25 protein-coding genes are annotated in these 23,919 nt (G+C 56.3%); 13 read left to right on the top strand and 12 right to left on the bottom strand.

Annotated features, from left to right (window positions below):
* Positions 1-79 precede the first annotated feature (79 nt).
* The gene (locus ACQQ2Q_RS06165; protein ID WP_428186136.1) at positions 80-2,365 is read left to right on the top strand and encodes an NADP-dependent malic enzyme; all 2,286 of its coding nucleotides are present in this window, start codon (positions 80-82) and stop codon (positions 2,363-2,365) included.
* 21 nt (positions 2,366-2,386) lie between these two features.
* Here the strand turns inward: ACQQ2Q_RS06165 and ACQQ2Q_RS06170 are convergent, their stop codons facing one another.
* The 7 genes from ACQQ2Q_RS06170 to ACQQ2Q_RS06200 form a co-directional block, all read right to left on the bottom strand.
* Positions 2,387-3,325 carry a LysR substrate-binding domain-containing protein gene (locus tag ACQQ2Q_RS06170; protein WP_428186137.1) on the bottom strand — a complete coding sequence of 313 codons (939 nt, stop codon included), beginning with the start codon at positions 3,323-3,325 and terminating at the stop codon, positions 2,387-2,389.
* Positions 3,326-3,602: 277 nt separating this feature from the next.
* The gene (locus ACQQ2Q_RS06175; RefSeq protein ID WP_428186494.1) at positions 3,603-4,469 is read right to left on the bottom strand and encodes a GNAT family N-acetyltransferase; all 867 of its coding nucleotides are present in this window, start codon (positions 4,467-4,469) and stop codon (positions 3,603-3,605) included.
* A gap of 125 nt (positions 4,470-4,594) precedes the next feature.
* Complete coding sequence (lspA, locus tag ACQQ2Q_RS06180; protein ID WP_428186138.1) at positions 4,595-5,089, bottom strand: signal peptidase II; 495 nt, start codon at positions 5,087-5,089, stop codon at positions 4,595-4,597.
* On the bottom strand, positions 5,089-5,949 hold the full coding sequence (locus tag ACQQ2Q_RS06185) for a TrmH family RNA methyltransferase (RefSeq protein WP_428186139.1): 861 nt from the start codon (positions 5,947-5,949) through the stop codon (positions 5,089-5,091). Before ACQQ2Q_RS06185 ends, lspA begins: the two co-directional genes overlap by 1 nt.
* Complete coding sequence (locus ACQQ2Q_RS06190) at positions 5,946-7,043, bottom strand: class I SAM-dependent methyltransferase (RefSeq protein WP_428186140.1); 1,098 nt, start codon at positions 7,041-7,043, stop codon at positions 5,946-5,948. Before ACQQ2Q_RS06190 ends, ACQQ2Q_RS06185 begins: the two co-directional genes overlap by 4 nt.
* 110 nt (positions 7,044-7,153) lie before the next feature.
* Positions 7,154-7,498, bottom strand: coding sequence for a DUF1049 domain-containing protein (locus ACQQ2Q_RS06195; RefSeq protein ID WP_428186141.1), 345 nt, complete (start codon positions 7,496-7,498; stop codon positions 7,154-7,156).
* A 109-nt stretch (positions 7,499-7,607) separates the two neighbouring features.
* Positions 7,608-7,943: an integration host factor subunit beta gene (locus ACQQ2Q_RS06200; protein ID WP_428186495.1), complete on the bottom strand. Its 336-nt coding sequence runs from the start codon at positions 7,941-7,943 to the stop codon at positions 7,608-7,610.
* A gap of 297 nt (positions 7,944-8,240) precedes the next feature.
* Here ACQQ2Q_RS06200 and lptC point away from each other — a divergent pair, with 297 nt between their 5' ends.
* The 6 genes from lptC (at position 8,241) to ptsN (ending at position 13,345) form a co-directional block, all read left to right on the top strand.
* Positions 8,241-8,906: an LPS export ABC transporter periplasmic protein LptC gene (gene lptC / locus ACQQ2Q_RS06205; protein ID WP_428186142.1), complete on the top strand. Its 666-nt coding sequence runs from the start codon at positions 8,241-8,243 to the stop codon at positions 8,904-8,906.
* Between the two features lie 14 nt (positions 8,907-8,920).
* Positions 8,921-9,478, top strand: coding sequence for an LptA/OstA family protein (locus ACQQ2Q_RS06210; RefSeq protein ID WP_428186496.1), 558 nt, complete (start codon positions 8,921-8,923; stop codon positions 9,476-9,478).
* Positions 9,479-9,516: 38 nt separating this feature from the next.
* The gene (gene lptB / locus ACQQ2Q_RS06215) at positions 9,517-10,305 is read left to right on the top strand and encodes an LPS export ABC transporter ATP-binding protein (protein WP_428186497.1); all 789 of its coding nucleotides are present in this window, start codon (positions 9,517-9,519) and stop codon (positions 10,303-10,305) included.
* Positions 10,306-10,457: 152 nt separating this feature from the next.
* A complete protein-coding gene (gene rpoN, locus ACQQ2Q_RS06220; protein ID WP_428186143.1) occupies positions 10,458-12,005 on the top strand; it encodes an RNA polymerase factor sigma-54 in 1,548 nt (515 codons plus the stop codon).
* A 228-nt stretch (positions 12,006-12,233) separates the two neighbouring features.
* Positions 12,234-12,812: a ribosome hibernation-promoting factor, HPF/YfiA family gene (gene hpf, locus ACQQ2Q_RS06225; protein ID WP_428186144.1), complete on the top strand. Its 579-nt coding sequence runs from the start codon at positions 12,234-12,236 to the stop codon at positions 12,810-12,812.
* A gap of 68 nt (positions 12,813-12,880) precedes the next feature.
* Positions 12,881-13,345, top strand: a complete 465-nt coding sequence (gene ptsN, locus ACQQ2Q_RS06230; RefSeq protein WP_428186145.1) for a PTS IIA-like nitrogen regulatory protein PtsN — start codon at positions 12,881-12,883, stop codon at positions 13,343-13,345.
* A gap of 60 nt (positions 13,346-13,405) precedes the next feature.
* Here the strand turns inward: ptsN and grpE are convergent, their stop codons facing one another.
* Together grpE and hrcA are read right to left on the bottom strand one after the other, a co-directional pair.
* A complete protein-coding gene (grpE, locus tag ACQQ2Q_RS06235) occupies positions 13,406-14,035 on the bottom strand; it encodes a nucleotide exchange factor GrpE (protein ID WP_428186146.1) in 630 nt (209 codons plus the stop codon).
* A gap of 103 nt (positions 14,036-14,138) precedes the next feature.
* Entirely contained in the window at positions 14,139-15,227 is a 1,089-nt protein-coding gene (hrcA, locus tag ACQQ2Q_RS06240) for a heat-inducible transcriptional repressor HrcA (protein ID WP_428186147.1), read from the bottom strand.
* A gap of 156 nt (positions 15,228-15,383) precedes the next feature.
* Here hrcA and rph point away from each other — a divergent pair, with 156 nt between their 5' ends.
* From rph to ACQQ2Q_RS06270, 6 genes are all read left to right on the top strand, one after another.
* Positions 15,384-16,100: a ribonuclease PH gene (rph, locus tag ACQQ2Q_RS06245; RefSeq protein WP_428186148.1), complete on the top strand. Its 717-nt coding sequence runs from the start codon at positions 15,384-15,386 to the stop codon at positions 16,098-16,100.
* 17 nt (positions 16,101-16,117) lie between these two features.
* Complete coding sequence (locus ACQQ2Q_RS06250) at positions 16,118-16,540, top strand: VOC family protein (RefSeq protein WP_428186149.1); 423 nt, start codon at positions 16,118-16,120, stop codon at positions 16,538-16,540.
* Between the two features lie 2 nt (positions 16,541-16,542).
* A complete protein-coding gene (gene rdgB / locus ACQQ2Q_RS06255; RefSeq protein ID WP_428186150.1) occupies positions 16,543-17,187 on the top strand; it encodes an RdgB/HAM1 family non-canonical purine NTP pyrophosphatase in 645 nt (214 codons plus the stop codon).
* A 5-nt stretch (positions 17,188-17,192) separates the two neighbouring features.
* Positions 17,193-18,374: a radical SAM family heme chaperone HemW gene (hemW, locus tag ACQQ2Q_RS06260; RefSeq protein ID WP_428186151.1), complete on the top strand. Its 1,182-nt coding sequence runs from the start codon at positions 17,193-17,195 to the stop codon at positions 18,372-18,374.
* An 18-nt stretch (positions 18,375-18,392) separates the two neighbouring features.
* Positions 18,393-19,130 (top strand): class I SAM-dependent methyltransferase, encoded by a 738-nt coding sequence (locus ACQQ2Q_RS06265; protein ID WP_428186152.1) that lies wholly within the window; start codon positions 18,393-18,395, stop codon positions 19,128-19,130.
* A gap of 191 nt (positions 19,131-19,321) precedes the next feature.
* Positions 19,322-20,329: a fatty acid desaturase gene (locus ACQQ2Q_RS06270; RefSeq protein ID WP_428186153.1), complete on the top strand. Its 1,008-nt coding sequence runs from the start codon at positions 19,322-19,324 to the stop codon at positions 20,327-20,329.
* Here ACQQ2Q_RS06270 and ACQQ2Q_RS06275 read toward each other — a convergent pair.
* From ACQQ2Q_RS06275 to rpsT, 3 genes are all read right to left on the bottom strand, one after another.
* The gene (locus tag ACQQ2Q_RS06275) at positions 20,311-21,114 is read right to left on the bottom strand and encodes a phosphate/phosphite/phosphonate ABC transporter substrate-binding protein (RefSeq protein WP_428186154.1); all 804 of its coding nucleotides are present in this window, start codon (positions 21,112-21,114) and stop codon (positions 20,311-20,313) included. The genes ACQQ2Q_RS06270 and ACQQ2Q_RS06275 overlap by 19 nt on opposite strands.
* 8 nt (positions 21,115-21,122) lie before the next feature.
* Positions 21,123-22,685, bottom strand: a complete 1,563-nt coding sequence (gene dnaA / locus ACQQ2Q_RS06280; protein WP_428186155.1) for a chromosomal replication initiator protein DnaA — start codon at positions 22,683-22,685, stop codon at positions 21,123-21,125.
* 781 nt (positions 22,686-23,466) lie between these two features.
* The gene (gene rpsT / locus ACQQ2Q_RS06285) at positions 23,467-23,733 is read right to left on the bottom strand and encodes a 30S ribosomal protein S20 (protein WP_428186156.1); all 267 of its coding nucleotides are present in this window, start codon (positions 23,731-23,733) and stop codon (positions 23,467-23,469) included.
* Positions 23,734-23,919: the final 186 nt, after the last annotated feature.

Consider the following 23,919-nt stretch of genomic DNA (forward strand, 5'->3'; position numbering starts at 1 on the left):
CACTAACGGCCTTGCGCGAATAAAAACAACAGCAGGGACGGCCACGAAGAGGGCTGCCCACAACAAGCTTCGAGGGAACATGCCAGGAACCGACAAGGCCAAAAAGGCCCGCACATCCGTGACCGAACAGGAAGCGCTTGATTTTCACTCTCAGGGACGTCCAGGAAAGCTGGAAATCACGCCGACCAAACCCATGGCGACGCAGCGAGATCTGTCACTGGCCTATTCCCCGGGTGTTGCAGTGCCAGTCAAGGCAATCGCTGCCGATCCCAGCACCGCTTACGACTACACGACGCGCGGCAATATGGTTGCCGTCATTTCCAACGGAACTGCGATCCTTGGCCTTGGCAATCTTGGAGCTCTTGCGTCGAAGCCGGTTATGGAAGGCAAATCGGTGTTGTTCAAGCGCTTTGCCGATGTCGATTCGATCGATCTTGAGGTCGACACGCAAGATGTCGACGCGTTCATCAATTCCGTGCGTTATCTCGGCCCCTCTTTCGGCGGCATCAATCTGGAAGACATCAAGGCGCCTGACTGCTTCATCATCGAGCAGCGGCTACGCGAACTCATGGACATTCCTGTTTTCCATGATGATCAGCATGGCACAGCCATCATTGCCGCTGCAGGCCTTATCAATGCCCTGGCGCTGACGGGACGCGACTTCAAGACGACAAAGCTTGTCTGCAATGGCGCTGGCGCTGCTGCCATTGCCTGTATCGAACTGATCAAGAGCATGGGCTTTACCCCGGCCAATATCACACTTTGCGACACCAAAGGCGTGATCTATCAAGGTCGCCAGGACGGCATGAACCAGTGGAAGTCGGCTCATGCGAGCAAGACCGATGACCGGACGCTGATGGAAGCGATGAAGGATGCGGATGTCGCCTTCGGGCTTTCACAGAAAGGCGCCTATACCGCCGAGATGATCCGCTCTATGGCGCCCAATCCGATCATTTTCGCCATGGCAAACCCCGATCCGGAAATCACGCCGGAAGAAGTGGCCGAGATCCGCGAAGACGCGATCATGGCGACGGGGCGGTCGGACTATCCTAACCAGGTGAACAACGTGCTGGGCTTCCCCTATATTTTTCGGGGTGCGCTCGATGTTCGCGCGTCGGAAATCAATGAGGCCATGAAAATTGCCGCAGCCCAGGCGCTAGCCGATCTCGCCCGTGAGGACGTGCCCGACGATGTGGCAGCTGCCTATCAGGGCAACCGGCCGCGCTTCGGCCCGCAATATATCATTCCAGTCCCCTTCGATCCGAGGCTCATTTCCGCGATACCGGTTGCCGTTGCAAGGGCTGCGATGGAAAGCGGTGTGGCAGGCAAGGCAATCGAGGATCTCGATGCCTATGCCCGCGAGCTATCCGCCCGTCGCGACCCGATCGCTGCCACCACGCAACAGCTTTACGAGCATGTGAAACGGGACCCGAAACGTGTCGTCTTCGCAGAGGGCGAAGAAGAGCAGGTGATGCGTGCAGCGATTTCCTTTGCCTCGCAGGGGCTTGGAACGGCCATCCTGCTTGGACGAGACGAGCCGCTCAAAGCGACCGCAGAGCGCGCCGGTATCGATCTCAACCGACCGGGCATCGAACTGGTCAATGCGCGCATTTCCAATCGGGTCGACGCCTATACGGAATATCTATATTCCCGGCTTCAGCGTAAAGGCTTCCTCCATCGCGATTGCCAGCGTCTGATCAATACGGACCGCAATCATTTTGCCAGCTGCATGGTGGCTCTTGGCGACGCCGATGCAATGGTGACCGGTACAACGCGTAATTATTCGACCGCACTGGAAGACGTTCGCCGCTGCATTGATCCGCTACCTGGCCACCGTGTGATCGGCGTTTCGCTGGCGCTCACGCGCGGTCGGACAGTGCTGGTGGCGGATACCGCTGTGCATGACATGCCGACAGCCGAGGAGCTTGCCGATATTGCTGAGGAGGCGTCCGGCATGGCACGCCGCATGGGGTATGAACCACGCGTTGCCCTGCTTGCCTATTCGACCTTCGGTCACCCCACTGGCGAGCGTTCGGAACGGCTGCGCGAAGCCGTCAAGATCCTCGACAGTCGCAATGTGGATTTCGAATACGATGGCGAAATGGGGGCCGATGTGGCGCTCAATGCGCACCGGATGGAACAATATCCATTCTGCCGTCTGTCGGGCACGGCCAATGTGCTGGTCATGCCGGCCATCCATTCTGCCTCGATCTCGACCAAGATGCTGCAGGAACTCGGTGGCTCGACCGTCATCGGTCCGATCCTGGTTGGACTGGAGAAATCGGTGCAAATCGCCCAGTATGGCGCAAAGGATACCGATATCGTCAACATGGCAACGATTGCGGCCTATAACGCGCGCAGTTAAACGACACATTTACGCTGAAGCTCAAAGCTGCGCGCCGGGATCTATTCCTTGCTTTCGCACGAAGGCTTGCAGCGCTGCCATATCAGTGTCGAGCGCGTGACGCAGCCAAGCTTGAAAGGCGTCCAGTTTTGGCGACTTTCTGGCACCCTTTGCCGTGACAAGATGGTGGCCATTGCCGGTGGCGACGAAGGGGCCGAATGGGACCACGAGTTGTCCGGTCTGGATCGCGTGCGATGCCAGCGTCTGCCATGCCAGCATGACACCTTGTCCCGCAATGGTCGCATCCAGGCAGAGCGAGGCTTCGTTGTAGACGTGGCCGGCCTGCACCTTCCGACCGCCAAGCCCCACGCGTGACAGCCAGACATCCCAACTGAACATGGACTGGCCATCGATCACCGCAGGAAGGGTCAAAAGGTCCGATGGCTTGCGAAGTCCGGCTGCAATCGACGGCGCACAGACGGGAAAGATCTCCTGAGCCAACAGCAGCGAGGAATCCACACCCGGCCACTCTCCCTTGCCGACCCTGATGCAGAGATCGACATCGCCGGCTGCCGGATCGACAATCTTACTGGTCGCATCGAGGCGCAAACGGATATTCGGATAGATTTCAGCAAATTCGCCGATACGGAAGACCAACCAGCGCGCCGCAAATACGGGTGCCACGGATATTGTAAGCACTTCATCGCGATCGCTGCGCACGCTTTCCACGGCCTGTGACAGCGCCCCAAAAGCAGGCGTTAGCTGCGATAACAATTCCCGACCGGCGGCGCTCACGACCATGCCCTTGGACTCGCGAATGAAGATCTGGCGACCGAGCTGCTTTTCACATTTGATCACCTGCTGGCTGATCGCGCCGATTGTCACACCCAGTTCATCGGCAGCTGCTTGCAGCGAACCCAAACGGCCCACCGCTTCCAACGCCCGTAAGCCATTCAGATGAACGAGATTGAGGTTTTTCATATAGCTTTTCTAAAGCGGGACGCTGAAAAGCTCAATTGAATCTCTACCGCGTGAGAGGGATTATCAAACGGCGAAATGAGGTAATTGGCCGGCGACAATGCTCACCTTTCTCTGCAATATCATACAGGGCATCCTGCAATGCAGATATCAGGATACCGAACCAGAACGTCATGAGCGGGACATTCTCGCCCATCCAGCAATTTCGCGCATGAGCGAACGGGAAATTGGCGATCTTCCAATGCCCCGTTTTGGCGGCACGCAAACCGATAGAGGTTAATCAGCTCGCGAAACGACCCGCATCAGCGCCATAATAATTCAGGTAGCGATCAGAGATGCTTGTGATCGGCAAAATGATCATGACGTCGGTTGTATTGAAGGCGTGATCGACCACAGCGCCGGTGCTGACCATTGCGCCGAGGCGCATATAGCCTTTGATCAGAGGAGGCAGGGCAGTCATTGCCTTGCGCGCGCTGATCGCCTCAACCGGCATCAAATCCATGTTGCGAAACAATTCACGCCGCGCCTCGACTGCCCACTCGTCACGCGCCCGCAGGTTGTGATGCAGGAAAGACAGGGCCAGCGCATGCTCTTCGGGCTGTGTTCCATGAAATGAGGCGCAGCCAAAAAGAGCGCTTATGCCGTGCTTCAAGGCATAAGCCCAATTGCCCTGCCATAGCAGTTCGACAGTGCGCTTCGTGCGGTAATTGGGGAGCACACAGGAGCGCCCAAGTTCCATGAAACGCTGATCCGGGTGGCGCCTCAGCAGAGGTTCGATATCGAATTCGGAGGCGGAATAGAAACCGCCATTGCGCTCGGCAACATCCTGCCGCAGCAGTCGATAGGTGCCGACAATCTGATCTTCCGGATCACCGTCAATCGAGCGGTCCAGAACCAGCAAATGCTCGCAGATCTCATCCCACGCGTCTACATCGCGCTTGCGCCGCATGGCTTCGGGCGCGACCTTGGCATTCATTTCCTCGATGAATACGCGGTAGCGAACGGCTTGGGCGGCATCGATCTCGCGATCCGTGCGTGCCAGACGTGTTTCGAGATTGCCAATACGTCCAAGCACATCCGAGGTTGGACTGGGAATGGCAACTGCCGAGCGGTCATCGGCTGCTGCGGATGAAGGGCGGTTCAGCATTTCAAGCGTCATATCGATTCGTCCCGACCTATGAGTCATGTTGGATAAACCATGGATCTGCGACACTATCGTGACAGACTTCGTCACGCTCTCATGTGATCCCCGACAGTTATCGAGGACTAAAACTATGTCTTTTCGCCACTCGATTTCTTGAACAAAACCTCGTCCGCGATCACAAAAATTGCGCCAACGGTAATCAGGCTGTCAGCCAGATTGAAGACAGCGAAAGACCATGTTTGCGTATAGAAAAGGATATAGTCGACGACATGACCATAGACCAAACGGTCGATGATATTACCAAGGGCGCCGGCAATGATCATAGCAAAGCCCAGATGAGCAAAGTGGTGTTCCGGGCCCGAGCGGCGCCACATCGAGATAACAAAGATAACGATTACCACCCGCAAGCCGACAATCAGCCAGCCATCCAGGCCAGACAGAAGCGAGAATGCCACGCCCAGATTGTGGGTGCGGTACAGCCCCAGCATCGGCATGACCGGGACAAGCTCATGCATCGGCAGATACCATTCCACCAGCAATTTCGCGATCTGATCGAGAGCCAGTGCGAAGGCAATAAAAATCAGCGCCGGTCCTATGCGCGAAAAAATGGCCGGGCGCACCATCAGTTCTTCCCGTCCAGCGATAGGATATGACGTCTGGCTTCAAACAGCATGACACCCGTTGCAACGGCCAGATTGAGAGAATCGGCACGACCCGCCTGGGGAATACGCGCGAGCGCATCGGCTTCTCGTGCCAGCTCTTCGGGAAGCCCTGACTGTTCGTTGCCCATCAAAAGCACGACCGGCTTTTCGCGGTAGTCGATCGTGCGATAGTCCACCGCACCTGCCAAATGGGTCGCAACAATCTTTGCGCCCGAGCCTTTTTTCCAGCGCAGAAAATCCTCTGCGGACGTCCTCACTAGAGGAAGTGCAAAGACCGATCCCATGGTAGCGCGGACCGTCTCCATCGAAAATGGATCCGTGCATTCACCAACGAGAATGACGCCGGAGGCACCTGATGCATCCGCAGTGCGAATAATGGTGCCTAGGTTGCCGGGATCACGGACGCGGTCAAGTGCGACCCAGGTCTCAGTTTTTTGTGGCCGAACATTCCCGAGGGGCGACCACCTTTGTTCAAAAACGCCCGCGACCATTTGCGGATTGTCGCGACGCGTCATGGAAGACATGACCTTGTCGCTCACTTCAAGCACGAGCCCGCCGGCTGCTACCGTCCGCGCCGCTGTCTTCTCGACCAGAGGCTTGCCTTTGCCGGCCTTGGAATAGACCAGCGTGCGGATCGTCCAGCCCAGATCCAGCGCATCAATCACCAGCTTCAATCCTTCGGCCAGAAACGATCCGCTCTCATCGCGGTGTCTTTTCTGCGCAAGGAGTTTGATGTCCTTGATGACCGGATTGGCAAGGCTGGTAATCTCCTTCACCTGGCCCACACGGCGCGGCCCGCCTTTTTCTCTGAAGTCATTCATTTGGGAACCCATCGGCTGAAGAGGGAGGTCGACAGCACCCTGCCCGGAGTCTTGCCGTCAAGTCCGGTTTCGCGGATGACCAGTTCACCGGATTCCACTGCGCCGCGCTTGCCGCGCATGGTTTCGCGCATGAGTTCATGGATCGAGTAGAAGCTGGCGCGGATCGAATAGGCGGTCAGGACCAGACCGGCTGCATTTGGAGAGAGAATTTCCCGACATATATCCAGCATTGCGGGAAGATGCTCAAACAGGTGCCAGACTTCGCCATTGGGACCGCGCCCGAACTTTGGCGGATCGGTCAGGATGATATCGTAGCGGTTGCCGCGACGTTCCTCACGCTGGATAAACTTCATCGCATCTTCGCAAATCCAGCGAATCGGTGCCTTGTCGAGGCGGCTGAGTTGCTGGTTCTCGCGCGCCCAGCCGATTGCCTTCTTGGAGGCATCCACGTGGGTCACTTCTGCGCCAGCAGATGCTGCGACAAGCGAGGCGACGCCGGTATAGCCGAACAGGTTCAGCACCTTGGTCGGCTGCTTGCGTGCCTCGATCGTCTGCTTGAGCCACGTCCAATGGGCAATCTGTTCGGGAAATACGCCGACGTGGCGAAAGCTGGTAAACCGCCCGAGAAAATCGATATCAAGAAGGGACAGCGGCCAGGTCTCGCCCAGGGCTTCGCGCGGGAAGCGCCAGCGTCCCATGCCATCTTCTTCGGTGTCACCGGTAAAGATTGCATCGGCTGCGTCCCAGACATGGGCAGGTAGCGCCCTTGGCCAGAGAGCCTGCGCCTCGGGACGGACAATCCGGTATGGCCCGTATTTCTCGAGCTTCAGGCCATCACCGCTGTCAATCAGATGAAAGTCGCCGGCGGCCACGGATTCCAGAATCAGCGGAACACGCTCGGCAGGTCGCTCGCCTGCGCGGATCTCCAGCTTGCGCTGCTCTTGCGGCGCAGTTGGTTCGGCCGGGCGCTGTTTGTGGGGCGCAGATGCATGCGCCGCCTTCGGAGGCCCCTCCCCGCGCTCAACCGAACGATCCTTGCGCGCCGCGGGACGCGACGTCGATTTCGGCGCGTGACGCGTTTTATTGTTCTTCAATGTCCTGATCCGCTTATCGCTATCTTCGCTCGGCGAAGGGACTAGCACTCCACCGCCGTCGCGAAAAGGCACTTTCCGCTGGCAATCATGACTTCAGCGACAGCGTGAGCCTATTTCGCGCCAAGTTGCGGCAGAGTTTGGCCTGCAATTTCTTCGGCACGGTTCTTCTGCTTGTCTGCCTCGGAGCGCCAGCGCACTGCCGCAAGCTTCTCGTTGCGGGCGCGCTTGCGATATTTGCTTTGCGCAAACCACGTGGCGAGAGACCCGATGACCATGCCGAATATGAGAGCCAGAAAAATGAAAACGAAGAATGGCGCACTGAGCGACAAAAGGCTGTCTTCGGGCCTGAACGGATTGAGCGCGAGCCTGACTTCCTGCCGATTGGCCACTGAAAGCACGATGAGCACGATGCCGAGCGGCACAAAAATCACCAGATTTACGATTTTTCTAATCATGCCATCTCCTCGGCGGTAGCCAGACACCCTTATGGGATGATCGACAAACTTTGGCGAAACGATGAACAACCGCAGCCAAAACTACGGAATTGCTCCTACGGGGTTGGCCCTATTCGTCTTCGTCCTTCATCCCTGGGTTCAGGCGTTCGCGCAATTCCTTGCCGGTCTTGAAAAAGGGAACCCATTTTTCTTCCACAAAAACGGATTCACCCGTGCGCGGGTTCCGACCGGATCGCGAAGGTCGGTTCTTCACTGAAAAGGCCCCAAAGCCGCGCAACTCGACCCGGTTGCCAGCTGCCAAAGCGTCTGTGATCTCGTCAAGAACCGCATTAACGATGTTTTCGACATCGCGATGATAGAGGTGCGGATTGTGAGCGGCGACGATCTGCACCAGTTCTGATTTGATCACGGTTGCCCCCTGAACAACTTTAAAAAACGAAGACAAGGTGCCAAACCCGATCAGCACCGTCAAGAAACAACTTCCATTCCAAAGGCTTCGCCTCTGTTCCAAGCATTACATAGCCCGCCTTGGAACAGATGCGCTACTGCCAGTGATCACTTTATCTGAAATTGGCGCAAATCGTCGCTGCAGCGGGCCTTGAAGTGCGCCAACTCTTGCAAAAATCAACACAATTTCCATATTGGCAAGCTATAGCAATCATGCGAAACGTCCTGCCGCGCGCCGCGGCGACCTTTTACGAGCCCCAGCATGTTGCAGTTCTTAAGATACAGGCCCGATTGAATGCTAAACAGGGTTGCCGACAATGATGGAATTGCCGCCCGATCCGTCGGGCGCAACGCCTATGCGTCCGCATTGCGCCATTCCGTGCGCGTCCGGCGGCTGAAAGTCCTGCTTCCCATCGCTGCAACCCTGATTTCCCTTGCCTTTATCGCCGTCTCGGTGGTGCGCACCTATTTGCCGGAGAATTTGAATATCGATTCCGCGCGGATCGAAAACGGCAAGATCGTCATGGAAAAACCCGCTATTTCCGGTCGCAACAAGGACGGTATCAGCTATTCCATGCGGGCAGAGCGTGCCCTGCAGGACATCAAGAACCCAAACATCATTACCCTTGAGGACATTGCTGCTGCTGTACCGGTGAATGACAAGGTCACGGCACGGGTGGTGGCCACAAGCGGCATATTCGACAGGACGGCGGATCGTCTCGATATGGAAGAGCCGTTCACATTGACACTGAGCAACGGGTTGGTAGCGGACTTCCAATCGGCCCATCTTGATATTCCAGGCGGCAATATGGACACCAGCGACCCCGTGTCCATCAAGGCGAATGAGGCCTCCATTGTTGCGGACTCACTAAAGATAACCGATAAAGGGCGCACCATTACCTTCGCGGGCCATGTGAAGGTCAACATAGAGCCGTCAACCATTCGCCAGCAGGGCAATTGAAAGCCAGGTCAAAGATGAGCCTCCATCACCACGCATTTGTTCGTTTCAGCAGCGCTATGATCGCGGCGGCTCTGGCGGCGTCCACTCTGACAATGCCGGTCATGGCACAAACGACCAACATGGAGGGTATGAAGCTTTCCAATGACCAGCCAATCCAGATCGAGAGCGATGAACTTCAGTTTCGCGAGCAAGACAAGCAAGCCATCTTCACCGGCAATGTGAAGGTGGTTCAGGGATCGACTATGCTGCGCGCCGGTCGAATGATCGTTCATTACAAGGGTGAAGGCGCGTCCGTGACCGCGGGTAATGCCGATATTGAAAAGATCGATGTTTCCGACACGGTCTTCCTATCGTCCGGCGCACAGCAGGCGACGGCAGAGACCGGAAACTTCAATCTTGAGTCCCAGGTCTTCGTCCTCCAGGGAGATCGCGTTGTTCTATCTGAAGGTCAAAACGTCTTCGTGGGCTGCAAGCTCACTGTTAAAATGACCAATGGTGAGGCTAAACTGGAAAGCTGCGGTGGCCGCGTTCAGATCCAGCTGGATCCCAAATCCCAGCAAAAAAAGAAGTAAAGCCGGTATCGCCTGTGAAAATCCCAAAAGTCTCCAAACTGTTCGGCGCTGGTCGCGCCAAGCGACAAGACCCTGCCCAGCCGAAACTCGACAAAGAGCGGTATGAGGGCACCCTGATCGCCCATGGTCTGACGAAGAGCTATAACGCTCGTCGCGTGGTCAACGGGGTCTCGCTCGTCGTGAGACGCGGGGAGGCCGTCGGCCTGCTCGGCCCCAATGGCGCTGGCAAGACGACCTGTTTTTATATGATCACCGGTCTCGTTCCGGTTGACGAAGGCATCATCGCTATCGACGGCAATGACGTGACGGCCATGCCGATGTATCGGCGGGCGCGCCTGGGTGTCGGTTATCTGCCACAGGAAGCCTCTATTTTTCGCGGATTGAGTGTGGAGGACAATATTCGCGCCGTTCTGGAGGTTCACGACAAGAACAAGGCGAGCCGTGAAAACAAGCTCGACGAGCTTCTTGATGAATTTCACATCGAAAAATTGCGCAAATCTCCGGCAGTTGCCCTTTCAGGTGGCGAAAGACGACGCTTGGAAATTGCCCGTGCGTTGGCCACCAATCCGACATTCATGTTGCTTGACGAGCCCTTCGCAGGCGTCGATCCGATATCGGTATCCGACATTCAGAATCTGGTGCGGCACCTGACCGCACGCGGCATTGGCGTCCTCATCACCGACCATAACGTGCGGGAAACACTGGGCCTTATTGATCGCGCCTATATTATCCACGCTGGCGAAGTTTTGACTCACGGTCGCGCTGATGACATTGTCAATAACGCGGATGTGCGCAGACTTTACCTCGGCGACAAGTTCAGCCTGTAAAGCCTGAGACCCAAGAAAGTCTCGCTTTCGCCACAAGCAAGCTTGACCAAACCCCATAAAAAAGCAATTTTTGGGCCAGTTGGACTTTTCTGGCACGGCGGAGGTGCTGGAAACGCCAAAAAAGGGGATTGCAGGGGAGTATAGCGTCCGCCATGGCCTTATCCGCCAACCTTTTCTTGCGCCAGAGCCAATCTCTGGTCATGACGCCGCAGCTGATGCAGTCGATACAGCTGCTGCAAATGACCCATCTCGAGCTCACGCATTTCATCTCCCAGGAAATAGAAAAGAACCCTCTTCTTGAACTCGTGCCAGATGATGACGACTTCATCGGCGAGCCGCATCGCAGTTCCGATGACGCTGCCTCCGATACAGGCGTTGGCGAGGGAACAGAGGGCGAAGGCGGGCAGCTTGCCAGCGACTGGTATGAACCCGGCCAGGATAACACGCTCTCGGAGCGCCTCGACACGAATTTCGATACCTCGTTTGCCGATGAGGGCGGGGCCACCTCGGCGGACACGCCTGAGCTTCTGGGGCAATGGAAGTCCATCCACGGCAGTGCTGCCCCGGGAGGAGACGCCTATGATCTCGACGATTTCGTCGCGGGACGCGTAAGCCTTCAAGATCATCTCAAAGAACAGATTCCCTTTGCAGTGCATGGCGCCGGCGATCGGCTTCTCGCAATGGCGCTGCTCGATCAAATAGATGACACTGGATATCTGAGCGGTGATTTCCGCGAAATCGCCGAGCGTTTCGGCACGGGTGTCGAGCATGTCGAAAATATTCTGTTTCAGCTCCAAAGCCTCGATCCGCCAGGCGTCTTCGCACGCTCTCTCAGCGAGTGCCTCGCCATACAGCTTAGGCTTCGCGATCGGCTTGATCCCGCGATGGCAGTGCTCATCGACAATCTGGAGCTTTTGGCGAAGCGCGACTTTGCCACTCTGAAGAAACTGTGCCGTGTGGATGAGGAAGACCTCATCGACATGCTGGCAGAGATTCGAAAACTCAATCCGAAGCCGGGCAATTGCTTCGAACCCGCTATCAGTGAATCTGTCGTTCCCGACATCATTATTCGCCCAAACAGCGGCGGACAGTGGGTGGTTGAGCTTAATCCAGATGTTCTGCCACGCGTTCTCGTCAACCAGAACTACCTGACCGTGGTCGCAAGAAAGAGCGAATCCGATCAGAGCTTCTTGTCCGAGTGCCTGCAAAACGCCAATTGGCTGACGCGCAGTCTGGACCAGCGCGCCAAGACAATTGCGAAAGTGGCAGCGGAAATCGTACGGCAACAGGATGCCTTTCTCCGCCACGGCGTGGAGCATCTTCGCCCGCTCAATCTGAAGGCGGTTGCCGATGCCATCAAGATGCATGAATCGACCGTGAGCCGTGTAACCTCCAACAAATACATGCTCACGCCCCGTGGGCTGTTTGAACTGAAGTATTTCTTCAGCGTCTCGATTGCATCCGCGGAAGGTGGCGAGACGCATTCCGCCGAATCCGTGCGCCATCGCATACGCGCTTTGATTGCCCAAGAGACCGCAGAAGACGTTCTGTCTGATGACGACATTGTTCACAGCCTCAAGCGGGACGGTGTGGATCTCGCGCGGCGGACCGTGGCAAAATATCGGGAGGCAATGAACATCCCCTCTTCCGTTCAACGCAGACGTGAAAAGCGCGCCCTGTCTAAAGTCTCCGCGGGCTGACACCTGACGTCTCCGTGATCAGAAAAGAACCCGCCAACCGTTGACTCTCATCATTTCAGTCGATAGAAGCCCGCCGCGATTGGTCGACATTTTAAACGCAGTGGCGTCGATGTCCAACTTATGCCGATGGTCAGAGACGTGACCAAGATTGATGCTCGAAACGCTTGGATGAGAGCGAGGCTTGACGTAAACTGATACCCGCAAATCACGATAATGAAGGGAAACCCCATGAGTGTGCGTGTATCCGGAAAACATATGGAAATCGGCGATTCCTTCCGCCTACGGATCGAGGAACACATCGAAGAAGCGATCGGCAAATATTTTGACGGTGGCTATTCAAGCCAGGCAACGGTGAGCAAGCTTTCGCAAGCACGATTTTCTGCGGATTGCCTTGTCCATCTCGATACAGGGGTGAACCTGCATGCCGCCGGCGAGGCGAACGATCCGCAAGTCGCATTCGACATTGCGGCCGAACGGATCGAGAAACGGCTGAGGCGCTACAAACGCAAGCTGAAAGACCACCACGCCGCGGAACACGTGAACGGCGAGATCGCGGTCGCCTATACCGTCATGGACGCGATGTCGGAAGACGACGAGGAAGTGCCTGAAGACTTCGCGCCGACCATCGTCGCAGAAAGCACAAAACAACTTCGCACCATGTCCGTGGCTACGGCCGTCATGGCTCTCGATATGACGGATGAGCCAGTCTTGCTGTTTCGCAGCCCGGGCAAGGATGAACTAAACATCGTCTACCGTCGCAATGACGGCAATATTGGCTGGATCGATTCCACCAGTATCAAAAGCTGAGACAGCGTGGGTCGGCAGGTTACTGCCGACCCACCTTCGCTCATTTCGGCGGAATGAAGGATTTAAATATGGCGTTGGCAGATTTGCTGCAACAAGATGCGGTCATTCCAGCCCTCAGGGCGAACTCCAAGAAACAACTTCTCCAGGAACTGGCAGCCAAGGCGTCGAAAGTCACATCCATTCCCGAGCGGGAAATCTTCGATGTCATCTTGCAGCGAGAGCGTCTCGGATCGACCGGCGTTGGTAACGGTATCGCCATTCCGCATGGGAAGCTGACCAGTATCAATCAGATTGTGGGCGTGTTTGCCCGACTTGAAACACCTGTCGATTTTGAAGCGCTGGACGACCAGCCCGTCGATCTGGTGTTTTTGCTGCTGGCGCCTGAAGGCGCCGGCGCCGATCATCTCAAGGCTTTGTCGCGTATCGCGCGCGTTCTTCGGGATAGCGAGCTCGTGGCGAAATTGCGTGCGACCGATTCCGCAACAGCAATCTACACATTCCTCAACGAGGAACATGCCTCGAACGCCGCCTGAAAAGGCGGCGCAAGGATCATTTCAATTTCTGCGAATTGCTGAAGAAATGGACGCCTGATGTCAGGCGTCTTTTTCGTTGACTGGTGCTGTGCCGGGCTCTGTTCCCTCTGCCTTCTGGCCACCCTTTGCCACACCGACCATGGCAGGGCGAAGGACGCGATCGCCGATCGAATATCCAGACTGGACGACCTGAACGACGGTATTGTTCGGGACATCAGCGTTCGGCACTTCAAACATTGCCTGATGGAAGTTCGGATCGAATTTCTGACCTTCTGGTTCGATCTTCTTAACGCCATGACGCTCAAGAGAAGAGAGCATCGCGCGCTCGGTCATTTCGACCCCTTCGATCAGTGCGGTCAAACCCGCTTCTGCAGCGGAACGCGCCTCTTCCGGGATCGCATCGAGTGCACGGCGCAGATTGTCCGACACCGACAGCATATCGCGGGCAAAGTTGGTGACGGCGTATGCCTTGGCATCCTTGACGTCGCGCTCGGTGCGACGGCGAAGATTATCCATCTCGGCGGCCAGACGCAGGAAGCGGTCGCGCAGCTCCGCATTCTCCGCCTTCACGGCCTCCATAGGATCGGGCTCGCCAGCATCTGCTTCGTCTGCAACCTGATCGATGGACACGACGTTTTCGTCTTCTGTGGCCGTTGCGTCAGGTCCGTTCTTATTGGTCTCGTCGGTCATGACGTTCTCCGGAATTTGTGATTGAAATTTCGTGCCCGATATCAGCGTTTGTCGCGGAAAAATCAAGGCTTCAGCCAAAAGAAGCGGCTGACTCCGCTTATGGCTATAGCGGATTACGCGAAAGCCGCGCCATTAGCTGGGCCGTATAGTCAACCATCGGCACAATGCGCGAGTAGTTCAGCCGTGTCGGACCAATCACTCCGACCGCACCAATGATGCGATCCTCTCCATCCCGGAATGGTGCCACAATGAGTGACGATCCCGACAAGGAGAAAAGCTTGTTTTCCGAGCCGATGAATATTCGGACGCCCGGGCCAGTTTCAGCCAGGTTCAAGATCTCGATCAGGCTTTCCTTACGCTCGAGATCATCGAAAAGGAGGCGCAAGCGATCAATATCTTCCTCTCCAGCGAGACCTTCCAGAAGATTGGCCCGACCGCGGACGATGAGACGGGTCGGCTTGTCGTTTTCCTTGCCACCCGACCAGACAGCGAGCCCGCGCTCAACAAGGTCCTGGGATAAGATGTCCAACTCGCCTGAGACCTGCTGCTTCAGCTTCACCAGTTGGCCACGGAGTTCACCCAGCGTCTGACCGGCCAAATGGGCATTGAGAAAATTCGCAGCCTCGGTCAATTGCGAGGTGGTGATCCCTGCCGGCAATTCGATGATACGATTTTCGACCTGATTGTGCTCACCCACCAGAACGCAAAGCGCCTTGGTCGGCTCCAGCCGGATAAACTCGACATGTTTCAGTACGGCGTCATTCTTGGACGAGATCACGAGCCCTGCCCCACGCGACAGCCCTGACAGCATCAGGCTTGCCTCGCTCAGCAGGTTTTCCATCGACGCGTCCGGACCGACCGGACGGATCTGCCTGTCGATGCTTCCACGTTCTTCATCGGAGAGATTTCCGACCTGCATGAAGGCGTCGACGAAAAACCGCAGCCCGGTTTGCGTTGGGAGCCTGCCAGCACTGATATGAGGCGAATAGATGAGGCCTAGCTCTTCGAGATCGCTCATCACGTTGCGAACAGATGCCGGCGATAGCGACATGGGCAAGATGCGGGAAAGGTTGCGAGATCCCAGCGGCTCCCCGGACTCCAGATAGCTTTCGACAATGCGACGGAATACTTCGCGCGACCTATCGTCAAGGTTAGAGCCGAACTCCATCTGCATGGTCGTTGATAAATCCATATTGCCTTCCGGACGCCTTCGATATCGTCCTGACAAAATATAGTCACTCCCGCTCCAATCACCAACGGGAATCTGACTTCTTCTCTTTTGCCGCTTTTCCTTTGCAAATCGGCACTGCCATCCGTAGAAGACCGTAGATCGCGAAAGGAAGTCGGTATGCGTCCATCAGGCAGAAAAACAGATCAAATGCGGGCAGTTTCGTTTGAGCGAAACTTTTCCAAACACGCCGAGGGCTCATGCCTGGTGAAGTTCGGTGACACCCATGTGCTGTGCACCGCAAGCCTTGAAGAAAAGACGCCACCTTGGCTGCGCAATAGCGGCAAGGGCTGGGTCACGGCAGAATACGGCATGCTCCCCCGCGCCACCGGTGACCGGATGAGGCGCGAAGCAGCTGCCGGCAAGCAAGGCGGTCGCACACAGGAAATCCAGCGCCTTATCGGTCGTTCGTTACGTGCGGTCGTTGATCTGGAAGCGCTTGGCGAACGGCAGATCACGCTTGACTGCGATGTGATACAGGCGGATGGCGGCACACGCACTGCATCGATCACCGGCGCCTGGATTGCCCTTCACGATTGCCTGAAGTGGATGGAAACCCGCAACATGATCAAGCTTGAGCGGGTCCTTAAGGACCATGTTGCAGCGATCTCGTGCGGTATCTTTGCCCAGCAGGCGGTTATCGACCTTGATTATCTGGAAGACTCGGCTGCCGAAACAGACGCAAACTTCGTGATGACGGGCGCAGGCTCCATCGTTGAAGTTCAGGGCACGGCAGAAGGCGCTCCCTTCTCCGAAGAAGAATTTCTGACACTGATGCGCCTTGCCAAGTCCGGCGTCGCCGATTTGGTGGCCATGCAGAAGCAGTCTATCGGCTAAGGCTCAAAGGAGACGGCATGACTTCGCTCACGGAAGGCATCTTGGAAACGGCGCTTTACGCCGATGATCTGGATGCCGCCGAGCATTTTTACGGTTCGGTGATCGGTCTGGAAACGGTAACACGGGTAAAAGACCGGCACGTGTTCTTTCGCTGCGGTGCCGGCATCCTGCTGGTTTTCAACCCGGAGGCGACTTCTGTGCCTTCACCGACCGGCAAGCTGCCGGTTCCGACCCACGGCACCCGTGGCCCGGGACATGCCTGCTTTCGAGTGCGTGGTGACAAGCTGGATGCCATGGTTGATCGCCTGACACAGGCCGGGATCGATATAGAGGCCGATTTCAACTGGCCCAACGGTGCCCGCTCCATCTATTTCCGCGATCCCGCGGGCAATAGTCTTGAATGTGCCGAGCCCGGCCTGTGGGGCATCGAACAGGATTAGAAATGCGCAAACTCGAAACCAAGACGATCGTTGTTGCAAGCCACAATGCCGGAAAAATTGCGGAAATCGCCGACTTGATTGGTCCATTCGGCTTTTCCGCAAAGTCGGCTGCAGAATTGCAGTTTGCGGAGCCCGAAGAGACAGGCACGACATTCGAAGAAAATGCCGCGATCAAAGCGCAGGCTTCCGCGCAGGCATCCGGTCTTCCCGCACTCTCGGACGATTCAGGGCTGGTGGTCGACGCACTCGACGGCAACCCTGGTGTCTACACAGCCAACTGGGCGGAACTGGAAGACGGCACACGCAACTTTGACATGGCGATGCAGAAGGTCGAAACGGCACTCGCAGAGCGCGGCGCGACACAGCCGCAACAGCGCACAGCACGGTTCGTGAGCGTGCTGTGCCTTGCCTGGCCGGACGGCCACACCGAGTTTTTCCGTGGCGAAGTGGAGGGCACGGTTGTATGGCCCCCACGGGGGAAAAAGGGTTTCGGGTATGATCCTGTTTTCCAGCCGCAAGGCTATGACACGACCTTCGGCGAGATGTCCGCAGAAGAAAAGCATGGCTGGAAACCGGGCGATCCGGAAGCGTTGTCACATCGCGCACGCGCCTTCAAATTGTTCGTCGAACACTGCCTGGAGGCCTGATTTTTATGGTCGAGCCCACGGCGCTCATCCTGCCTGATACCGGCGAACCCGGTTTCGGTATCTATGTGCACTGGCCCTTCTGCGCGGCCAAATGCCCCTATTGCGATTTCAACAGCCACGTGCGCCATCAGCCTGTTGATCAGGCGCGGTTTGCGGCGGCCTTTCTGACAGAAATGAAGTGGCTTCGCGCCATCAGTGGTCCAAGGACGGTGACAAGCGTTTTTGTCGGTGGCGGCACGCCGTCGCTCATGGATCCGGCAACCATCGAGACGATCCTGAATGGGATCGCCCGGCATTGGCATGTCCCGCAAGGCATCGAGATCACCATGGAGGCAAACCCCTCCAGTGTCGAGGCGGAACGCTTTCGAGGCTATCGATCAGCCGGGGTCAACCGGGTTTCTCTTGGTGTTCAGGCTCTCAATGACAAGGACCTGAAATTTCTCGGCCGCCTGCACAATGTCGAGGATGCCCTGAAGGCTGTCGGCCTGGCACGCGATATCTTTCCGCGCATGTCCTTCGATCTGATCTATGCAAGGCCCGGACAGACGATTGCAGCGTGGCAAGCGGAGCTCAAACAAGCGATTTCCTACGCGGTCGATCACCTATCGCTTTATCAACTGACAATCGAAGAAGGCACACCCTTCTATGGCCTCTACAAGGCAGGCAAGCTGTTGACGCTTGATGACGACCAGGCCGCAGACCTCTATGAAGCCACGCAGGATTTCACCTGCGAGCAGGGTATGCCTGCCTATGAGGTATCCAACCATGCGCGCCCGGGTGCCGAGAGCCGGCATAACCTGACCTATTGGCGCTATGGTGATTACGCCGGTATCGGTCCCGGCGCTCATGGACGGTTAACGCGCGGCCGCCAGAAACTGGCGACCGTCATGGAACGGCATCCCGAACGCTGGGTTGAACTGGTCGAACGTCAGGGTCACGGGATCATCGAAGAAGAGCATCTCGAAAATGATGCGCAGGCCGATGAATTGCTACTGATGGGACTGAGATTACGCGAGGGCGTGGATCTGGCGCGATGGCAGACGTTGTCCGGTCGTTCCCCCGATCCTGTGCGGGAACAGAACCTGCTGGATTACGGTTATCTGGAGCGTCTGGGAAATTCCCGCCTGCGCTGTACGCCAGCCGGTATGCTGATACTTGATGCAGTGGTGGCAGACCTCGCCTGCTGATGCCATGGAGCGCAGACAATGCCTATTGATGATGCCTTTTCTCGTCACGACATGGCGGTGCTCTACGACAGCTTCAACCGATCCGGTGCAGACAGCGAGTTCTATCTGGGGCTGGTTGACGCACCGTCACGGATCCTCGATCTGGGCTGCGGGACCGGCGCGCTTGCAATCGAATATGCGCAGCGCGGCCATCAGGTGACAGGTCTTGAACCTGGTGCGGGAATGCTCAGCGTAGCACTTGGCAAGCAAGGTTCAGGCAGCGTGCGCTGGGTGGCCGGAGACGCCAGGGAATTCGATCTTTCCCGACGCTTCGATCTGATCGTGATGACGGGCCATGTCTTCCAGGTGTTTTTGGACGATGATGAGACCCACAGGGTGCTTGCCAATGCACGCCGACATCTGGCAGCCGGCGGACGTCTGGTTTTTGAAAGCCGCAACCCCTTGCATCGTGCTTGGGAGAGCTGGACCGAAAATCAGACCCTTACTTCGGCCGATGTACCCGGCATCGGCGATGTGGACGTCTATTATCAGACCACACGCACCTGGGACGCTTTCGTCACCTTCGACGCTGTCTTTACACTCAAGTCGACCGGTGAGCGGCTAATCAGCGAGAGCACGTTGCGCTTTCCTGACCCGCAGACGATTGCGCAACTGCTCCACGACAGTGGATTTGGACAAATCGACTGGATCGGTGACTGGGACGGCTCGGCCTTCTCAGACGACAGCCCGGAAATCATAGTCATTGCCACCGCCTAGACGACGGCGACTTTACACCGCAGCGTAAAAGATAAATTCGCCATGCGCGGATTTTGGTGAATTTTGTCCGCATGGGTCGCTCAAACACATGTCAAACTGGCGTTGACGCAGCTGCCAAATCACGACCACAATTCCTGCAGGTTATTGAGTCTAAACAGTTTTTCAACACCTCAGGTCTGGCACGATTTTTCATGAAGTCATCCGTCAACTATCCAGAGATGAAAGCTCAGCCAAGCACCCGCTCATCCCGCTCGTGGATCGAGTGGCATACGGCTGCCCTCACGATCATCATTTATGGCAGTTGGATCGGACTGACGCTCTTCTGGCACTCCATCCCATATGTCATTTTGTTTCTGGCTGGCGGATGGATTATCGCCTGGCATGGCTCGCTTCAACATGAGGTTTTGCACGGCCATCCCACACGCTCTCGACGCATCAACGATCTGATCGGTTGGCCACCACTCTCGATATGGCTGCCCTACAGGATCTACAAATCCTCGCATCTCAAACACCACAATGATGAGTGGCTTACGGACCCGATCGAAGATCCGGAAACCTATTATCTGACCGGCACAGACTGGAGCGAGATGGGACCGATCGGACGGCTTGTTTTCAAGATGAACAATACGCTGGCAGGCAGGCTTATTCTTGGGCCATTCGTGGCACTTTTCGTATTCGGCAGCTCTGAGATCAGCCGCATCGTGAGAGGTGACCGTCGTCATATCCGCATCTGGATTTTACATATCATCAGCTGCCTCGCGGTTTTTGCCTGGACAACGCTTGTTTGTGACATGCCTATATGGGTCTACCTGACAGCCTTCGTCTATTCGGGCCTGTCACTATCGCGCCTGCGCTCCTTCGCGGAGCATCGTTATTCCGGCACAAAGGAAGAGCGCACGGCAATCGTCGAAAACTCACCGGTCTTCGGTTTACTCTTTCTCCATAACAATCTCCACATCGTCCACCATTGGTGGCCGCAGGTCGCATGGTATGACATCCCCAAATTCTACCGCACACATCGTCAGGCCTTCATATCGCTGAATGGCGGGCTTGTTTATGACGGCTATCGCGAGGTCGCCAATCGCTATCTCTTTCGGTTGCACCACGAGCCGATACATCCCCAGCACGCTGAGAGCGCTCAACCTGACCAGCATGATGTACCGCTGATGTCGAAGGACGGTCAGGCGATCACTGGATAGCCCAGCTTCTCCGCTTGAAGGCGGTAGCTATCCAGACGGGCATAGTCGCTGTCTGTCAGATATTCGATCCCGATCATGCCGAGATCATCCGCCAATCCGAGACTTGAGGTCGCCACCGCCTCTGATAGCGCCTTCCTCAGCACCCCAACCATTTCGTCAGATGCGTTAAGGCTCGTGATCAAAGGGAGACCCGGGCCACTATCCGTCGACTGAAGCACGCGGATGCCGGCCAGACTTTCCGGCGCGTGTCGCTGAAGCAAGCCAAATGTTACGGTATCAACTGCTGCAACATCCGCGTGTCCGGCAGCAACGGCTGCCAGCGATGCATGATGACCACCAGTCACCAAAACATCTGAAAAGAAATGGCCATCTTGCGCGAGCGGTGCCACGGCAGCGCGCAGCAGGTTCATACCGGAATTGGAACCGCGATCGTTGAGAGCGACCGTCTTGCCACGCAGATCCGCCAGCGTGCGATAGCTGGAAGCAACTGAGACCACGACATAGCTCAGACGCTCCGTTCCACGCCCCCCGGCAAACTGATAGATGGGAGTCGCAACGAGACGGACCTTACCCTTCAGTTTTGTAATGTATGGATAGCCGCAGGTTTGCGCCAGGATCAGATCCGATTGCGGCCAGAGGGCATCATGGGACGACTGCCTCTCGAGCTCCTCCGGAGCCGCAAATCCGGCGTCCCGCAATCGATCACGAACAAAGTGCCAGAGCGTATCGTTGCCACGGGAGACCGGCGCCAGCATGTCGTACATGGCAAGGCTGGCGCAGGCCATCGATGGCCTCAGGCGTTGTTTTCGTTGATCAATCTTTTGAGAAGCTCAACCTCATGGCTAAGCTTGTTATCTGCGCTGATCAAATCTTCGATCTTGCGGACAGCATGGAGAACCGTTGTGTGGTCTCTTCCGCCGAAGCGACGCCCAATTTCTGGGAATGATCGAGGCGTGAGAGTTTTTGCCAGATACATAGCGATTTGTCTGGGCTTAACGATCACGCGGGTTCGTCGATTGGACACCAGTTCCTGCCGCGACACATTGTAGTGACGCGCGACAATGCGCTGGATGTCCTCAATGCGCACGCGCTTCTGCTCGGCCGCACCGACAAGGTGAGCCAAGAGCTCGTCCACACGCTCAATCGACAGATTCGGCTCGAATGAGCGGCGAAACAGGATCTGGTTGAAAGCGCCTTCAAGGTCACGTCCGCTGCTGGTGATGCTGCGGGCGATATGGGCCAGAACTTCGTCTGGTATCTCGAGCGAGGAATCTTCCTTGCGCGCTGCTTCCAGACGGATCTTCAGCATCTCTTCGCGCATTTCGAAGTCGGGTGCTTCCATTTCGATGGCAACACCGCCCTGGAGACGCGAACGAACGCGCGGGTCCAGAGATTCCAGTTCCCACGGTGCGCGGTCGGCGGCAACCACGACCTGCTTGGCACTATCGAGCAACATATTGAGAAGATGGCAGAACTCGTTCTGGATCATCTTGCCCTGCAAGAACTGCATGTCATCGATGATCAGAAGATCGATGTGACGAAGCGAGTCCTTGAGTGTCAAAGCGTCGTTGTCGCGAATGGCGGTGGCGAAGCGCCACATGAAATACTCAGCCGTCAGATAAACGACGCGGGGTACGCGCGGGCTGCCGATCGCGGCATTTGCGATGGCCTGAAGCAGATGCGTTTTGCCAAGCCCTACCGACGAATGGATGAAAAGAGGGTTGAAGCGCACTGCGCCGGCACCGGCTTCTGCAATGGTCTTTGCTGCAGCAAGTGCCACGCGATTGGACGAACCTTCAATGAAGGCGTCGAACGTATAGCGCGGGTCCAGCGGAGATCCAAATAGCGGTCCGCCCTGGGATGGCCCACGTGACACCTGTACGGATGCACCTGGCGCTGACATGATCTGGCCGATTTGTTGCGCAGGCTGCTTGCGCGGCGCAGTCGACACTGCCGTATCAAGCGGCAGGGCGCGCGTCTCGGGCGCAACACTCTTTGCGGCGCGGCTGGCGCTGCGCACCATGATCTCGACCTTCAGGATATTCGGATCTTCTGCCTGGATGAGGCTGGTGATGATGTCGAGATAACGATTGTTGATCCATGACTTCAGGAAGGTCGTGGGGACTGTCAGCTGTACAACACTCTTCGATGAGGCATGAAGCTTGAGACGGCCAAACCAGCTCGCATATACGTCTGGCCCAACTTGAGCTTTCAGCCGGGCGCTGAAACGCTCAAAGAGCACGTCGTTCTTCATGTGGGTATTTTCCTCTGCCGTCTCCGAGCAAACCGCGTCAAGCCGTGTGCGAACATGGTTATCCCCCACCAGCGCACTGCCCGTCCCTGTAGTCATCTGCATTCTGCCGCCTTCCAATTTTTCTCCAGCGCCCAGACAAATGTCCGACCGCCGATCTTTTTTTCTGCCGCCGATGCCAGAGCTCCTTCATGGTTCTCCCGCTCGGCGTTTATTGCGGTCGCCCGCCTACCAGCAAATTCGTCCTCGTAACGAAACTACCGGGTCAGTCTCCTGTTCCTCACTCCGCTCAGCCTGCCCCGTCCAAACAGGCAAATTGACACAAAAATCCCCTGCCCGGAATCTGTAGGAGTCCGGTGCAATCGTCTGCTCTTTGCGAAAAAACGAAACTGAAACGTTTCGCTCCAAGAGGCTGGAGCGCTTTCAAACGATCTCAATAAAACCGTTCTGGAACCACCCTCTCAGGCCGCGTCCCCGCCTCTTGTGGAATTCATTTAGGCAGGATCGATGTGGAATATCAACCGTGAATTTTACGCAAAATTAAGTTCGAGCCATTGACTCTGGTCGCGTGTTTTGGGGTGCCACAATCTCAAAAAAAGAATCGCTTTTGAATCAAGGAGATTCCCATTTGGGCGACCTTTTTCGGGGTCAAAAACAAAAAAAATAAAAATCTTCTTGACTCATGATTGAGCCAAACTGCCGTTGAGTGAAGTGCGGTCCGGCGTTTTATCCTCTCCTAAGTAACTGAATTTAAATTGTTTTTTGTGTCATTCTGACGACACAATATTGCAATGCACTTTTAACCAAAGTCAAACGAGAGTGGGAAACGCAAAAAAGCCCGGCAAGAATACCGGGCTTATTAAATGTGTCTAAATGACGTCAAAAATCAGGCAGAAAGTGCCTTAACACGCTGCGCCAGACGCGAGATCTTGCGCGATGCGGTGTTGGCGTGAAGAACGCCCTTGGTGGCTGCGCGATGCAATTCAGGCTGAGCAGCCTGGAAGGCATCCTTCGCCTGCGCTGCGTCACCGGAAGCAAGTGCTTCTTCTACCTTGCGGATGAAACCACGAACGCGCGAGCGGCGGGCTTTATTGATAGCAGTACGGCGAGCGATCTTGCGGGTCGCCTTTTTCGCCGAAGTCGTATTGGCCATAGATGCCTCTCTTCAAATTCAAACAAACTCCACCTCCGCCACACCGGGTCGTACAACCTGTCTGCCAGCGATCGGGGAGCAATCTCGGAAAGTCACAAACTTTCCTAACTGTGGGCGGGCATATAGCTGGAAAGTCCGCAGGCGTCAACGCGCAAATTGCTGCAATCGCCTTATAGGCAGACTCTT

This window comes from Agrobacterium sp. ES01 (assembly GCF_050320885.1).
Lineage (GTDB): Bacteria > Pseudomonadota > Alphaproteobacteria > Rhizobiales > Rhizobiaceae > Allorhizobium.

Excerpts from the sequence above, each read along its gene's own strand:
- ACQQ2Q_RS06165 (WP_428186136.1), top strand. The coding sequence starts at position 80 with ATGCCAGGAACCGACAAGGCCAAAAAGGCCCGCACATCCGTGACCGAA.
- ACQQ2Q_RS06170 (WP_428186137.1), bottom strand. The coding sequence starts at position 3,325 with ATGAAAAACCTCAATCTCGTTCATCTGAATGGCTTACGGGCGTTGGAA.
- ACQQ2Q_RS06175 (WP_428186494.1), bottom strand. The coding sequence starts at position 4,469 with ATGCTGAACCGCCCTTCATCCGCAGCAGCCGATGACCGCTCGGCAGTT.
- lspA (WP_428186138.1), bottom strand. The coding sequence starts at position 5,089 with ATGGTGCGCCCGGCCATTTTTTCGCGCATAGGACCGGCGCTGATTTTT.
- ACQQ2Q_RS06185 (WP_428186139.1), bottom strand. The coding sequence starts at position 5,949 with ATGAATGACTTCAGAGAAAAAGGCGGGCCGCGCCGTGTGGGCCAGGTG.
- ACQQ2Q_RS06195 (WP_428186141.1), bottom strand. The coding sequence starts at position 7,498 with ATGATTAGAAAAATCGTAAATCTGGTGATTTTTGTGCCGCTCGGCATC.
- lptC (WP_428186142.1), top strand. The coding sequence starts at position 8,241 with ATGCTAAACAGGGTTGCCGACAATGATGGAATTGCCGCCCGATCCGTC.
- ACQQ2Q_RS06210 (WP_428186496.1), top strand. The coding sequence starts at position 8,921 with ATGAGCCTCCATCACCACGCATTTGTTCGTTTCAGCAGCGCTATGATC.
- rpoN (WP_428186143.1), top strand. The coding sequence starts at position 10,458 with ATGGCCTTATCCGCCAACCTTTTCTTGCGCCAGAGCCAATCTCTGGTC.
- hpf (WP_428186144.1), top strand. The coding sequence starts at position 12,234 with ATGAGTGTGCGTGTATCCGGAAAACATATGGAAATCGGCGATTCCTTC.
- ptsN (WP_428186145.1), top strand. The coding sequence starts at position 12,881 with ATGGCGTTGGCAGATTTGCTGCAACAAGATGCGGTCATTCCAGCCCTC.
- grpE (WP_428186146.1), bottom strand. The coding sequence starts at position 14,035 with ATGACCGACGAGACCAATAAGAACGGACCTGACGCAACGGCCACAGAA.
- hrcA (WP_428186147.1), bottom strand. The coding sequence starts at position 15,227 with ATGGATTTATCAACGACCATGCAGATGGAGTTCGGCTCTAACCTTGAC.
- rph (WP_428186148.1), top strand. The coding sequence starts at position 15,384 with ATGCGTCCATCAGGCAGAAAAACAGATCAAATGCGGGCAGTTTCGTTT.
- ACQQ2Q_RS06250 (WP_428186149.1), top strand. The coding sequence starts at position 16,118 with ATGACTTCGCTCACGGAAGGCATCTTGGAAACGGCGCTTTACGCCGAT.
- rdgB (WP_428186150.1), top strand. The coding sequence starts at position 16,543 with ATGCGCAAACTCGAAACCAAGACGATCGTTGTTGCAAGCCACAATGCC.
- hemW (WP_428186151.1), top strand. The coding sequence starts at position 17,193 with ATGGTCGAGCCCACGGCGCTCATCCTGCCTGATACCGGCGAACCCGGT.
- ACQQ2Q_RS06265 (WP_428186152.1), top strand. The coding sequence starts at position 18,393 with ATGCCTATTGATGATGCCTTTTCTCGTCACGACATGGCGGTGCTCTAC.
- ACQQ2Q_RS06270 (WP_428186153.1), top strand. The coding sequence starts at position 19,322 with ATGAAGTCATCCGTCAACTATCCAGAGATGAAAGCTCAGCCAAGCACC.
- ACQQ2Q_RS06275 (WP_428186154.1), bottom strand. The coding sequence starts at position 21,114 with ATGGCCTGCGCCAGCCTTGCCATGTACGACATGCTGGCGCCGGTCTCC.
- dnaA (WP_428186155.1), bottom strand. The coding sequence starts at position 22,685 with ATGCAGATGACTACAGGGACGGGCAGTGCGCTGGTGGGGGATAACCAT.
- rpsT (WP_428186156.1), bottom strand. The coding sequence starts at position 23,733 with ATGGCCAATACGACTTCGGCGAAAAAGGCGACCCGCAAGATCGCTCGC.